Genomic DNA, 13,218 nt, shown 5'->3' on the forward strand with positions numbered 1-13,218 from the left:
AAATGATTTTTTTGCTAATGCATTGAGTATAGGATAGCGGAGTACAAATGTTTTTGTTCTTTATCACTAAATGAAAAAGCCACCGGTCATTTCTGCCGGTGGCTTTGTGCTAAAACAGTCCTAACTGTCCCTGGTCGTCAATATCTATATCATCAGGGTTAGTGATCTCAAAATCTATTTTTTTAGGAGTAGATTTCGCCGGTTGATCAGGCGATTCCGCTGATTTTGATGCAGGTTCTGTTGATGCCTCATCCTGGGATTTTGCGGACTGATCTTCGCTGATTTCCGAAGGCTCTGAAGCCTCTTCTTCAACCGGATTAGTTTCCACTTCATCCGCGCCGGCACCGTCACTGATCAGCTCAACTGATTTTATAGGATGTTGTGACAGGCGGTTGCCCATTGCTTTCATGCCTTTAACATCAATCACTTCGGCCAGGTTAAGTACAATGGTTTCGGGTGTTTGATCCTTGCCTTTAAGTTGCAATACGCTAACCACCGGAGCGGTTTGGGCCATCAGTACCAGTTTTGAACCCGGTTCATCACTGATGATGCTTACCTGCTTGCCAAGCGCTATGTTTTCAAATGTAAAACGCTTAACCATATAGTTTTTCGATTTACCATCGATGTGGATAACCGAATAAACTTTTTGTACATTGTACTTCTCTATCAGGATCATCTTATCATCAAAGTGATTGTTCAGATCAAAACTGGTGAGCTCATAAATACCATTGCTCAGTACGTTCAGGATGCGGTCGTCGCCATCAAACTCGCCAAGATATTTGCCCCTGCCATCGGCATTAAGGCGTTTTAAAATATCATCATACCAGATTTTACGACCGGCCAGCGTTGATACACCTTTGCTTTTCAGCATGATCTTTTTAACCGGGTATTTGGTAATGATATTACCCATCGAACCTCGGCCTTTAATGGCTATGGCTGCAAAGTCTTCATCAAACTGTAGTTTTTTAAGTTTGGCATGTGGCTTAAGTGCTACGTTCACTACTTCAGCTTCGCCATTAGGGTTGGCAGTAAAATATAATGTTTTTGAACCTTTGGTGCCTTTTGTGAGATCATACTCTTTATCGCGCGTTACACCAACTACCGAGAAGCGCTTGATATAGCTGATGCCGCTTTCGCCATCTTTATATATCATATTGTAAACGGTGCGCTCATCGTTCTTTTTAAATACAGCAACATGGATAATGTCTTTACCCACAAAGACCTTGTCCTGCACTTTGGTGATCATGCAGCGGCCATCGCCCCTGAAAACAATGATCTCGTCAATATCCGAGCAATCGCCAACATATTCAACCGAGTCATCTTTCTTCAGGCCTGATCCAATAAAGCCATCGGCCCTGTTAACGTATAGCTTAATGTTAGCCAACGCTACCTGTGCAGCTTCAACCTTATCAAAGGTGCGCAGTTCGGTTTTACGTGCCCTGTCCTTGCCGTATTTTTCCTTCAGTTTTTCAAACCAGGCAATGGTGTATTCGGTAAGATGTTTCAGGTGATGTTTTACCTGTTTGATCTCATTTTCGAGGGTTTTCATCTGCTCATCCGCTTTTTTAACATCAAAGCGGGTGATGCTGCTCATAGGTTTATCTATCAGCTTTTTATAATCCTCGGATAGGATAGTACGGTAAAACTGCGGGAAGAAAGGCTCAAACAAACGGTTCAATACCTCCAGTACCACTTCAAAATTACCTGAGTTTTCGTATTCGGGGTTTTTATACATCCCCTCCTGTATGAAAATCTTAAGCAGCGAACTGAAGAAAATTTTCTCCATCAAGTCTTTCAGCCTGATCTCCAGTTCCTGTTTAAGCAGGTCTTTGGTGAAAAACGTGCTTTCGGTAAGCATATCGTTCACGCTCATAAAGCGGGGCTTATCATCCTGTATTACGCAGGTGTTTGGTGATATAGATACCTCGCAATCTGTAAAAGCGTAAAGGGCATCGATCGTTACATCGGGCGATATACCCGGTGCAAGGTGGATGATGATCTCCACATCCCTGGCAGTATTGTCTTCAATCTTTTTGATCTTGATCTTGCCCTTATCATTGGCTGAGATCACGCTATCTATCAGACTACCGGTAGTGGTAGTAAAAGGAATTTCGGTAATGGCGAGCGTTTTTTTATCACGCTCAATAATTTTTGCCCTTACCCGTACTTTTCCGCCGCGTTGGCCTTCATTATATAAAGAAGCATCGGCCATACCACCTGTCGGGAAGTCAGGCAGCAAGTTAGGGCGTTCGCCTTTCAATACAGCTATAGAAGCATCGATCAGTTCAATAAAGTTGTGCGGCAATATTTTGGTAGCCAAACCTACCGCAATACCTTCGGCTCCCTGTGCAAGCAGTAACGGGAATTTTACCGGCAGGGTAATAGGCTCTTTGTTACGGCCGTCATAGCTGGCCTGCCAAATGGTGGTATCAGCATTGAAAACAACATCAAGCGCAAATTTTGATAAACGTGCCTCAATGTAACGGGGAGCAGCTGCCGAATCGCCGGTTACCGGGTCGCCCCAGTTACCCTGACAATCGATCAGCAGGTTTTTTTGGCCTATCTGTACCATGGCATCCCCAATGGAAGCATCACCATGGGGGTGATATTTCATAGTATTACCGATCACGTTGGCTGCTTTATTAAAGCGCCCGTCGTCCATTTCCTTCAACGAATGCAGGATACGGCGTTGTACCGGCTTTAAACCATCATTAATATGCGGAACGGCCCGGTCAAGAATTACATACGATGCATAATCAAGAAACCAGTTTTCATATAACCCATCGAGTGAGGTAACGGTGTGTAGTTTTTCTTCATTAGGGTTTGGTGTATCGTTTTGATGCAGATCTTCACTCATTATTCAATAAAAACTTTTGGATTTGTAAAGATACGGATTATGTATTGATGTGCAGATGAGGCAGACCATATTTTAATGCACAGTTAATTTGAAATTATATCGAAATTGTTACGTTTGTGTTGATTTTAACAGGCAACAATTGTAAATTGAAAGCGTAAAAAAATCTTTAGTACAACAAATAATTAGTTGATATTACCGTTAAAGCATGACGGTTAATTTGAATAGGTGTGGGTGTTGTTAATTAATTTGTTTATATATTTACCTATGGTGCTTTAAACGGGGATTTTTCCTTGTCTACCCCTTAAATGAAAACTATTTTGAAGTTAAACCGGCCCTTATTACTTATGGCTTTATCATTGCTGTGTTTTACAAAAAGCATAGCTCAGGTAAAACCCCGGTCGTTATATGCCCAAAATATTAAAAAGCACACAAGCACAAAAGCTAAACCAGGCTCTACAAGATCAAAAACAACTGCTACAGATCAGTTTAAAGAGTTTAACAGACTTTTAGCCCAGGCCAATGTAATTTACACACCGCCAAAAGGTTTTAAAGAGATCCAGGCCCCGAACGATGAAGATTTTTCATTCGACTATGCGTTGCAATTACCGGGACAGGATTTTGAGGTGTGGTTCCAGGTAAAATCTCAGAAACAAAACTATACCAGCTACGAGCAAGGGCAGTATGATATTGACCGGGAAACAGAAAACCCTGATTCGATATATATCAATATGAGCAGGGCTCAGGCTACTGCTTTTACCGGCGAAAGGGATAATTTTATCCGGAGCATACCGGTTAATGTTTTAAACAGGTACAAAGCAGATGCAGGTAAATCGTACCTGTTAAACCTGCTTGATTTTCCGGCTACCAAGCATTATAAATATGCCCTGCTTATTGCCTTACAGCGTAATCATACCGGCACTATTATGGCCGTTTGCTTTACTAATGACAAGGGCCCCGAGTTTTTTAAAAACGTGGATAAGGCAAGTAATTGTTTGAAGTTTAAGCCATAGGGGGAATCGCACGGTCCTTCCTCTTTTCCTCGATTACCCAAATGTTAATAAGTTGATATCTGGTCTCCCGTTAATTGGGCCGGAAGTTTTATTTTTGCAATCAGGCGTATTTTGCGCTGTTTTAAATTCTCTACTTTATATACATGGCAGAACCAGTTAATTATAGTGAAGATAGTATCCGCTCCCTCGATTGGAAGGAGCACATCCGTTTACGTCCCGGTATGTATATTGGTAAGCTGGGCGATGGCTCTGCTTATGACGATGGCGTATATGTACTGCTCAAGGAAATTGTGGATAACTCGATAGATGAGTTTGTGATGGGATCGGGCCGTACTATTGAGGTTAACATGAGCGATCATAAAGTATCGGTTCGTGATTATGGCCGCGGTATCCCTTTAGGTAAAGTGATTGACTGCGTATCCAAAATAAATACAGGCGGTAAATACGATAGCAAGGCCTTTCAAAAATCGGTAGGTTTAAATGGTGTGGGTACCAAGGCGGTAAACGCGCTTTCCAATTCATTTATAGTACAATCATACCGTGACGGCCGTACCAAACTGGCTGAATTTGCCAAAGGTGAGCTCATTCGTGATGAGAGTGAAAAAGATACTACCCAACGCAACGGTACTGCCATCAACTTTGTACCCGATGATACTATTTTCAGACATTACCGTTTCATTCCGGAGTTTGTTGAAAGTATGATTTGGAACTATGTATTCCTGAACGCAGGCCTTACCATCAACTTTAATAACCAAAAGTATTTTTCGGAGCGCGGCCTTTATGATCTGCTTACCCGGAATACCGATGCCGAAACTTTACGTTACCCGATCATTCACCTTAAAGGTGAGGATATTGAGATAGCCATGACCCACGGCCAGCAATACGGCGAGGAGTATTACTCGTTTGTTAACGGTCAGAACACTACCCAGGGCGGTACGCACCAGGCGGCTTTCCGTGAGGCGGTGGTAAAAACTGTGCGTGAGTTTTATAAAAAAGAATACGATGCATCCGATATCCGGGCATCAATAGTTGCAGCAATTGCCATAAAAGTTCAGGAGCCGGTATTTGAGTCACAAACAAAAACCAAGCTGGGCTCACAAAATATTGGTCCTGATGGCCCTTCTGTGCGTGGTTTTATTAACGATTTTGTTAAGAAAGAGCTTGATAATTACCTGCATAAAAACCAGGCTGCTGCTGATGCGCTGTTAAAGCGGATCCTCCAGTCAGAACGTGAGCGCAAGGATATTGCCGGTATCAAAAAACTGGCTAACGAGCGCGCCAAAAAAGCATCGCTCCATAACCGTAAATTACGCGATTGCAAACTGCATTTTGAAGATACGCACGAACGTAAACAGGATACAACCTTATTCATCACCGAAGGTGACTCGGCCAGCGGTTCCATCACCAAATCGCGTGATGTAATGACCCAGGCAGTATTTAGCTTAAAGGGTAAGCCACTCAACTGCTTTGGCTTAACCAAAAAAGTGGTTTACGAAAATGAAGAGTTTAACCTGCTGCAGCACGCTTTGAATATTGAGGACGGTTTAGATGGTCTGCGGTACAATAATATTGTAATAGCTACCGATGCCGACGTGGACGGCATGCACATCCGCCTGCTGCTCATGACTTTCTTTTTGCAGTTTTTTCCCGACCTGGTGAAAGCCGGTCACGTTTCTATCCTGCAAACGCCACTATTCAGGGTACGCAATAAAAAAGAAACCATTTACTGCTACAGCGATGAAGAGCGTCGTAACGCCATAGCTAAGTTGGGCAATAAGCCCGAGATCACCCGATTTAAAGGTTTAGGCGAGATTTCGCCCGAAGAGTTTGGTTTGTTTATTGGTAAAGATATGCGCCTTGACCCGGTGATATTAAGGGATGCTAATATCAAAGCATTACTTGAGTATTTCATGGGCAAAAACACGCCAACCCGCCAAATGCACATTGTAAACAACCTGCGGGTTGAAAAGGATGATGAAAGCATCAATCCAACAATAGCTAAAGAAGCTGAGGCAGAGGAAGAATTGCCGGTGGCAGTGTAAACTTAATTTGCCTGATTAGGGGATTACAGAAAATGCCTGTAATCCTCTAATTTTTTGTGCAGACCTGTGTCTTTTATTTAAAAAAGCCGTCGGAGTTTATATTATAGGCGAGGATTTTTATTGAACCGTCCTTTTCTTTTGCAAGCCTGATTGATTCAACCGCTTTATATTTGCTGTGTTTTGTGTTATATGCAAAAACATATTCTGCTGATGGGTTAGTCCCCACAACCCGGCGTGTTTCCCATTTACTTACCGTTGTTGAATCAAGGTCGCCAAGTTTGTTTTCTGTTGCAGTGTACATTTCAAGCAATTTATCTTTTGATGTAACTGTCCAAAACTGACTACTGTAAAGCTTAAAAGTGTCATTATATTTTTTTGCTTTTATAAGCTCAAAAAATTTATTGGTAACTTTTTCCCCGTCTTTTTTATCCTCTTCCCGGTTGATATAGGTGTTATTAAAGCTGCACCCATTTAAAACAACGGTAGTGATCAATAACGTGAAGCAGATGAACTTAGATGATTTAATAAATTGCATATGTGCGAATGAGTTTAGATAATAAAATAAAAGTAAAGAAATCTTCTTAAACTTTTATTCTTACTAAATAATCCTTATCTTGTTTCCCCCGATTTTTTAACAAGGGTTGATAACATATGATAAGTCATGAAATTAAAATAGCCTTTGATGAATATGAATCATTGGCTGATCTCCATAAAGCCGACCGTGAGCTGTGCCTCGAAGCGCAGAAAGCCTTGAAAAATTCACATTCTCCATATTCAAAATTCCGTGTTGGTGCAGCATTACGTTTGCAAAGCGGTAAAATTATCTATGGCAGTAACCAGGAAAATGTAGCATACCCATCGGGTTTGTGTGCCGAGCGGGTGGCATTATTTAACTGGGGCGCCAACCATCCCGATGATTCTATTGAGGCCATGGCGGTAACCGCCCATTCAGATGATTTTCCTATTGTGAAGCCAATTACCTCGTGTGGTTCATGTTTGCAGGTATTAGCTGAATGCGAAAAGCAGCAAAATCAATCAATAAAAATTATATTGCATGCCGAAGATGGCCCGATATGGATCATCAAAGGCATTGAAAATCAATTGCCGTTTTTATTTTTTGAAGAACGTATAGCTACCCCATAATGAAAATAAAGCTTTTTTTACTCTTCATAGGCCTCGCATTCAGCGCCGGTGTATCGGCTCAGCAGGGCTTCCCGTTTGATAATGAGATCAGGGCATTTAAACACCAGGACAGCCTGAGCTTTCCAAAACCGGGCGGTATTTTATTCATAGGCAGTTCATCTATCCGCAAGTGGACTGATCTGGAACAGCGCTATGCTGGTAAACCTATTGTTAGGAGAGGAGTAGGCGGCTGCGAGTTATGGCAGGTAGCTGATTTTTACACACCCTATATTTTGTTCCCGTACAAGCCGCGCAAAATTTTTATTTACGCAGGCGAAAATGATATTTCAGCAGGTAAATCTGCCCAGGCCGTTGCCGCTTCATTTGCAAAACTATGGGAACTGATTCATCAGAAATTACCAAATGCCGAGGTGTATTTTATGTCGATAAAACCAAGCCCGGTGCGTGCTAAATATTATGATGTTGTTTATGCAGCTAACGAGCTGGTGAAAAGTTACCTGAAAGGAAAACCTAAAAGTTACTATGTTGACCTGGTACCATCTATTTACAAGCCAGGCACTACCCAACCCGATTCGAGCTTGTTTAATGACGACTATCTGCACTTAAACAGCAAAGGCTATGATAAATGGCAAAAGGTGCTGGATCCGTTGGTGAAATAAAATAAAAAAGGCCCCGCACCAACGGGGCCTTTACCTACTTACATATTAAACACTAAACTAAAACTTACTTATTTAAAAACGCTGTAAACGTTTGTGATTTTCCAGCCGCTGCCGGTGTTGGTAACTGTTACATAGTTGCTGCGGGTGAAGCTGCTGTATTTCATATCAACTTTTACTACAGCCAGGTCATTATTGCTTTCAACTATTGAAGTGCTGGTTACGCAATCCTGCTCGGTATTTTTGTTGGCTTTTAATAAGTCAACTACTTCGGTTTTGCTAAAACTTAATACTTTAGTGCCGCGCAGCATGCTAAATTTTGCCGATTGATCCACCACATCGCTGAAGCCTTGTATTTTGCCGCGGGTCATGGCATCTATATAAGTGTTGATGGCGTAGTTTTTGGTTAAATTATCGCCTTCTATTTTATTTGTAGCTTTTGCTGCAGTGCCTATTACTAATAAGGCTAAGCCAAGCATGATTGATTTTAAGGTTTTCATATTGTTGTTGTTTTTAAGGTTTTTAAATTCTAAATTGTTTTTATACTCATAAGACATCGCTACTATGTGTTACGTTACAGCGTATACAACTAAATATGACGATTTAACAAACATTTAACATTTTCGCATATTTTTTAGGAATGATGAGGACAATATGCCGCTAAATAATACTTATGGTTGATTTTAATACCATTATATTACAATTTGCCGAACAGGGCGAAAAAACCGGGTGGACCTACATTGAAATTCCGGCTGATGTGGCGCAGGAAATGAAGCCCGGGAATAAAAAATCATTCCGGGTAAAAGGTAAGTTGGATGAATTTGAAGTGCGCGGCATGGCTTTGATGCCCATGGGCGAAGGAAATTTTATTATGGCCCTGCGAAGGGAGATCTGTAAAGCAATCCATAAGCATCGCGGTGCCATGCTCCGGGTACGCCTTGAGCCCGATTATGATTTCAAATACGTTATTCCTGATGATTTATTAGAATGTTTTGAATACGAACCCGAAGGCGGCGAGTTTTTCCAGGGCCTTGCCGAGAGTCACCGGGGGTATTTTATAAAATGGATAGAGAGTGCCAAAACCGATATTACCCGCGCCAACCGGATAGCACAAACAGTTAACGCTATGGTGCGCCGTATGGATTATGGGCAAATGCTTCGTGCTCAAAAAAAAGCAAGAGAATAGCATATGCAATGCATCAGCTTTAATAAATTTGATAATTAATATTTGTTGATGGAAATCCCCTCGTTTAAACTTAACGGCCGCATCTGGATAGAAATTGGCGACGATAAATTGCTCGGCCATGGTCGTGTCGAGTTGCTTGAGCGGATCCATGCATCTGGTTCTATCAGGCAGGCTGCGCTGCAAATGAAAATGTCATACAAACAGGCCTGGGATTTGGTCAATCACATGAACGATGGCTTTAAACAACCACTGGTAATTTCAAAAAGAGGAGGAAAGGGTGGTGGTGTGGCTTTGCTTACGCCTTTTGGACAGGACGTTATTACGCAGTTTAAGGATTTGCAGCTAAAATTCGTTCAGTTTTTAGAAGAAAACGGTAAAAAGTAAAGGTTTGAAGCTTTTATCGTTTCCCCATAATGATAACTAAATAAATTGTCAATTCAATTTTGCATTTTTACGTTATATTTTAAAAAACATAACGTAAACTATGCTATGACAAAACAATTACCTATTTTATCTCTATTCTTCATTGCTTTATTCATGCTTCTTAATAGCGAAGTCATAGGTCAAACGCAAGATACCAGCAAACGCGTTTTTAACCTTGGCCAGGTAAATATCGTAGGCATAAAAGACAGCATAAGGTCAAGCAAACTAAATGCCCATACGCTTAATTTATATAACCGGTATGATGTTTCACATGCGCTTAATTTGTTGCCCGGTGTTATACTTACCGCTGTAGGGCCAAGGAATGAGTCGGCTATTAATGTGCGCGGTTTTGATATCAGGCAGGTGCCCGTTTACCTGGATGGCGTACCGCTTTATGTACCTTATGATGGTTATGTTGACCTTGCCCGCTACAATACTTTTAATTTATCGGAGATCAACGTATCTAAAGGATATTCATCTGTATTGTTTGGCCCGAATGCTGAAGGTGGTGCTATCAACCTTATCAGCCGTAAACCGGCAAAGCCATTTGAATTGAATGCGGTTGCCGGTTACCTGAGCGGTGCTTACAGGCTCAATACCAATATTGGTGGCACCTTTGGTAAGTTTTATTACCAGGTATCGGCCTCGCAATTGAAACGCGATTACTTCCCGTTATCATCAAAATTTACACCTGTTAAAAATGAAGACGGCGGTCACCGGGATAATTCATATAGTAACGATGTTGACCTGAGCGGCAAAGTTGGGTTCACCCCAACGGCATCGCAGGAATATGCCGTAGGCTACACCTATCACCACGGTACAAAAGGCACGCCTGTTTATGCCGGCGACGATACCCAGAACTCTTTATTTAAAAACCCACGCTATTGGAAATGGCCAAACTGGGATACCCGCGGCCTGTACCTGTTAAGCAACAACAAACTCAACAGTACAAACGTGATCAAAACCCGCTGGTACTATGATCAGTTTAAAAACGAGATTGACAGTTATGACAATGCATCATACAATACCATTACCAAACCTTATGCCTTCAGGAGTATTTATGACGATTACACTTTAGGCGGCAACGTTAACTTTGAAAACACCGACCTAAAGAATAACAATTTTAGCGTTGTAGCCCAATACAAGCAGGATGTACACCGCGAGCACAACATAGGTGAGCCAACCCGCCGGGATGCAGATAACAACTTTTATATAGGTGCCGAAGATACCTATCACATTACATCGGCATTAAAGGTAAATGCAGGTGTAGCTTATAATGACAGGCGCAGCACTCAAGCCCAGCAATATACCAACAGCACCGTAAGCGATTTGCCGGCTAACAGCAACGGTGCCTGGAATGTTCAGGGCTTAATACAATATGATGTTGATAATGCCAATTCACTAAGTTTTTCAGTAGCTCGTAAAACCCGTTTTGCAACTATTAAAGACCGTTATTCTTACAAATTTGGCACAGCTATCCCTAACCCCGATCTGAAAGCTGAAGATGCGCTGAACTATGACCTGAGCTATCACTCGCTTATTGGCGGCAAGCTTTCCATACAGGCATCGGGTTTTTACAGTAAGATCAATAACAGTATCCAAACAGTAAATAATGTAGCAGTTGACCCGGTAACTAAAACTAACCAGTCGCAGGTGCAAAATGTTGGTCGCGCGGAATATTATGGTGCCGAGTTTGCAGTGGGTTACCCGATCATCCCGCAGTTAAGGGTTGATGCTAATTATACTTTAATAGTGCGTAATAATCTTTCAGCACCGCAGATCCATTTTACCGACGTGCCAAAAAATAAAGTGTTTGCGTCGTTACAGTATTCGCCGCTTGCCAAATTGTATTTCCTGGCATCTGAAGAATATAACTCAAAACGATACAGCACCAGTTACGGCACAAAATCAGGCGCTTTTTACCTGACCAATGTAAAAGCACATATCACTTTGGTTAAAGGATTTGCTATAGAAGGTGGAGTTAACAACCTCTTCGACAGAAATTATACACTGGTTGAAGGCTATCCCGAAATGGGCAGAAATTACTTTGCCAACGTAATTTTTAACTACTAATTTTAAGGTATAACACTTAAAAGCAGTTTTATAGAAACGGCACAAAATGAATAACCGTCATTGCGAGGAACGAAGCAATCCCCGATTAGCAGAGCCGCTCTGTATAGTTCGCGATTGCTTCGTTCCTCGCAATGACGATTTGATATTAATTTATCACATGAGCAAATTATTCCAGGCACAATATAAAATATCGCTTGTTCCCCAAAGGAGCAAAGCTTGCCTAATAGTATGCCTTTTGCTCGTTGTTGCCGGTTTAACAGCCTACACCGGCACCGACCCAGTAGTACCCATGGGCGATTACGTATTTCATTACCCTGCTAATTTTGGTAACCGGATCTATGTGCCTACCAATAACCCTACCACACAGCAGGGTGTTTATTTAGGGCGGTTACTTTTTTATGAGCCTAAACTATCCTCAACCAATACCATATCATGTGGTAGCTGTCATCAGCAATCAAAAGCCTTTACTGATGGTAAGGCATTAAGTGTAGGCGTTAACAATGGCTTGGCAACGCGTAATTCCATGTCGCTGGCTAACCTGCTGTGGGCACGCAGATTCTTTTGGGATGGCCGTGCCGCAGGGCTTGAAGAGCAGGCTGCTTTCCCGCTGACCAATCCGCATGAAATGGGGCAGGCGATATCGGTGTCGGTGCAAAAACTAAGCAATACTAAGTTGTATCCCGGCCTGTTTAAAATTGTTTATGGCGATAGCATAATAACCGGTGAACGGATAGTAAAGGCAATAGCACAATTTGAACGTACACTGATCTCGGCTAACTCACGCTATGATCAATATTTGCGTAATGTTTATCAACCTACTGATGATGAATTAAAAGGAATGGAACTTTTTAACCGCGGCCCTAACCCGGAGAAAGGGATCCGCGGCGCTAATTGCACCCATTGCCATGGCGGACCAAAAACTTACCTGGAACTTTTCCATAATAACGGCCTCGATAGCATCTCAAAAGACGAAGGCATGGCCGCGTTTACAGGTTTGGTTACCGACAGGGGCCGCTTTAAGGTGCCAACCCTGCGTAACATAGCTTTAACTGCACCCTACATGCACGATGGTCGTTTCAAAACTCTCGACGAGGTTGTTGACCATTACAGCGAACACATTAAACAATCAGTATCGCTAAGTGCTTTTTTGCAGGGTGAATCAAACGAGGTGGGGGGTAAGTCATTAAAGTTATTGCCCAAAGAAAAAAAACAATTGATAGCCTTTCTGAATATGCTCACCGATTCTACCTTTATAACCGATAAGCGCTTTGCAGATCCGCATCAATCAACAAAAAATTAAATATCATACACATGAAAAAATACGCCGTTGTTCTTTTATTATTAATAACAGGCTTGGCAGCCCGAGCCCAAACAAAAGAAGCAGTAGTAAAAGTAACCGGAGAGGTAACAACCCCGCTCAGCATTAGCGGTGCGGACCTGCAGCAATACAAGCAAACCACAGTTACCCGTAAAGACAGGGATGGGAAAGATCATACCTATTCGGGCGTGATAGTATCTGAGATCCTGGCAAAAGCAGGTGTTACTTTAGGTCCCGAACTACGCGGCGAAAACCTTGCTAAATTTCTTTTAGTGGAAGCCAGCGACGGTTACCAGGTGCTTTTCGCCCTTGCCGAACTGGATAAAAGTTTTACTGATCGCGCCATTATTCTCGCTGATAAAATTGATGGCCAACCCTTAGCCCCGGCTGATGGCCCGTTTCGCATTATTGTTCAGGATGAAAAGAAGCCGGCCCGCTGTATAAAACAGGTTACGGCTATGAAGGTGATGTTTGCGAAGTAAGTTAAATGGAACATAAAACCATTAATTC

General features: G+C 42.1%; 12 protein-coding genes. 9 read left to right on the forward strand and 3 right to left on the reverse strand.

Features of this window, described 5'->3' with window-relative positions; genetic code table 11:
* Positions 1 to 109 precede the first annotated feature (109 nt).
* Entirely contained in the window at positions 110 to 2,857 is a 2,748-nt protein-coding gene (locus AC1DUD_RS01785; protein ID WP_477370767.1) for a DNA gyrase/topoisomerase IV subunit A, read from the reverse strand.
* A gap of 344 nt (positions 2,858 to 3,201) precedes the next feature.
* Between AC1DUD_RS01785 and AC1DUD_RS01790 the strand changes: the two genes are divergently transcribed.
* A complete protein-coding gene (locus tag AC1DUD_RS01790) occupies positions 3,202 to 3,867 on the forward strand; it encodes a hypothetical protein (protein ID WP_477370770.1) in 666 nt (221 codons plus the stop codon).
* Positions 3,868 to 4,010: 143 nt separating this feature from the next.
* The gene (locus AC1DUD_RS01795; RefSeq protein WP_477370773.1) at positions 4,011 to 5,909 is read left to right on the forward strand and encodes a DNA topoisomerase IV subunit B; all 1,899 of its coding nucleotides are present in this window, start codon (positions 4,011 to 4,013) and stop codon (positions 5,907 to 5,909) included.
* A 73-nt stretch (positions 5,910 to 5,982) separates the two neighbouring features.
* On the opposite strand, the gene AC1DUD_RS01800 is transcribed toward AC1DUD_RS01795, so the two are convergent.
* Entirely contained in the window at positions 5,983 to 6,444 is a 462-nt protein-coding gene (locus tag AC1DUD_RS01800; protein WP_477370776.1) for a DUF4019 domain-containing protein, read from the reverse strand.
* Between the two features lie 116 nt (positions 6,445 to 6,560).
* Between AC1DUD_RS01800 and AC1DUD_RS01805 the strand changes: the two genes are divergently transcribed.
* Positions 6,561 to 7,052: a cytidine deaminase gene (locus AC1DUD_RS01805; RefSeq protein ID WP_477370779.1), complete on the forward strand. Its 492-nt coding sequence runs from the start codon at positions 6,561 to 6,563 to the stop codon at positions 7,050 to 7,052.
* Positions 7,052 to 7,711, forward strand: a complete 660-nt coding sequence (locus tag AC1DUD_RS01810; protein ID WP_477370782.1) for a GDSL-type esterase/lipase family protein — start codon at positions 7,052 to 7,054, stop codon at positions 7,709 to 7,711. Before AC1DUD_RS01805 ends, AC1DUD_RS01810 begins: the two co-directional genes overlap by 1 nt.
* A gap of 68 nt (positions 7,712 to 7,779) precedes the next feature.
* Here AC1DUD_RS01810 and AC1DUD_RS01815 read toward each other — a convergent pair whose 3' ends face one another.
* Positions 7,780 to 8,208: a nuclear transport factor 2 family protein gene (locus tag AC1DUD_RS01815; protein ID WP_477370785.1), complete on the reverse strand. Its 429-nt coding sequence runs from the start codon at positions 8,206 to 8,208 to the stop codon at positions 7,780 to 7,782.
* 173 nt (positions 8,209 to 8,381) lie between these two features.
* Between AC1DUD_RS01815 and AC1DUD_RS01820 the strand changes: the two genes are divergently transcribed.
* From AC1DUD_RS01820 to AC1DUD_RS01840, 5 genes are all read left to right on the forward strand, one after another.
* On the forward strand, positions 8,382 to 8,894 hold the full coding sequence (locus AC1DUD_RS01820; RefSeq protein WP_477370788.1) for a YdeI/OmpD-associated family protein: 513 nt from the start codon (positions 8,382 to 8,384) through the stop codon (positions 8,892 to 8,894).
* A 48-nt stretch (positions 8,895 to 8,942) separates the two neighbouring features.
* Complete coding sequence (locus AC1DUD_RS01825) at positions 8,943 to 9,278, forward strand: winged helix-turn-helix domain-containing protein (protein ID WP_477370791.1); 336 nt, start codon at positions 8,943 to 8,945, stop codon at positions 9,276 to 9,278.
* A gap of 105 nt (positions 9,279 to 9,383) precedes the next feature.
* Positions 9,384 to 11,390, forward strand: a complete 2,007-nt coding sequence (locus AC1DUD_RS01830) for a TonB-dependent receptor plug domain-containing protein (RefSeq protein WP_477370794.1) — start codon at positions 9,384 to 9,386, stop codon at positions 11,388 to 11,390.
* A 157-nt stretch (positions 11,391 to 11,547) separates the two neighbouring features.
* Complete coding sequence (locus AC1DUD_RS01835) at positions 11,548 to 12,690, forward strand: cytochrome-c peroxidase (protein ID WP_477370797.1); 1,143 nt, start codon at positions 11,548 to 11,550, stop codon at positions 12,688 to 12,690.
* An 11-nt stretch (positions 12,691 to 12,701) separates the two neighbouring features.
* Positions 12,702 to 13,190, forward strand: a complete 489-nt coding sequence (locus AC1DUD_RS01840) for a molybdopterin-dependent oxidoreductase (protein ID WP_477370800.1) — start codon at positions 12,702 to 12,704, stop codon at positions 13,188 to 13,190.
* Positions 13,191 to 13,218: the final 28 nt, after the last annotated feature.

Source organism: Mucilaginibacter sp. P4_A11, assembly GCF_056402535.1.

What these genes read in the sequence shown, in the direction of transcription:
- AC1DUD_RS01785 (WP_477370767.1), bottom strand. Translation starts at nt 2,857, where the DNA reads ATGAGTGAAGATCTGCATCAAAACGATACACCAAACCCTAATGAAGAA.
- AC1DUD_RS01790 (WP_477370770.1), top strand. Translation starts at nt 3,202, where the DNA reads ATGGCTTTATCATTGCTGTGTTTTACAAAAAGCATAGCTCAGGTAAAA.
- AC1DUD_RS01795 (WP_477370773.1), top strand. Translation starts at nt 4,011, where the DNA reads ATGGCAGAACCAGTTAATTATAGTGAAGATAGTATCCGCTCCCTCGAT.
- AC1DUD_RS01800 (WP_477370776.1), bottom strand. Translation starts at nt 6,444, where the DNA reads ATGCAATTTATTAAATCATCTAAGTTCATCTGCTTCACGTTATTGATC.
- AC1DUD_RS01805 (WP_477370779.1), top strand. Translation starts at nt 6,561, where the DNA reads ATGATAAGTCATGAAATTAAAATAGCCTTTGATGAATATGAATCATTG.
- AC1DUD_RS01810 (WP_477370782.1), top strand. Translation starts at nt 7,052, where the DNA reads ATGAAAATAAAGCTTTTTTTACTCTTCATAGGCCTCGCATTCAGCGCC.
- AC1DUD_RS01815 (WP_477370785.1), bottom strand. Translation starts at nt 8,208, where the DNA reads ATGAAAACCTTAAAATCAATCATGCTTGGCTTAGCCTTATTAGTAATA.
- AC1DUD_RS01820 (WP_477370788.1), top strand. Translation starts at nt 8,382, where the DNA reads ATGGTTGATTTTAATACCATTATATTACAATTTGCCGAACAGGGCGAA.
- AC1DUD_RS01825 (WP_477370791.1), top strand. Translation starts at nt 8,943, where the DNA reads ATGGAAATCCCCTCGTTTAAACTTAACGGCCGCATCTGGATAGAAATT.
- AC1DUD_RS01830 (WP_477370794.1), top strand. Translation starts at nt 9,384, where the DNA reads ATGACAAAACAATTACCTATTTTATCTCTATTCTTCATTGCTTTATTC.
- AC1DUD_RS01835 (WP_477370797.1), top strand. Translation starts at nt 11,548, where the DNA reads ATGAGCAAATTATTCCAGGCACAATATAAAATATCGCTTGTTCCCCAA.
- AC1DUD_RS01840 (WP_477370800.1), top strand. Translation starts at nt 12,702, where the DNA reads ATGAAAAAATACGCCGTTGTTCTTTTATTATTAATAACAGGCTTGGCA.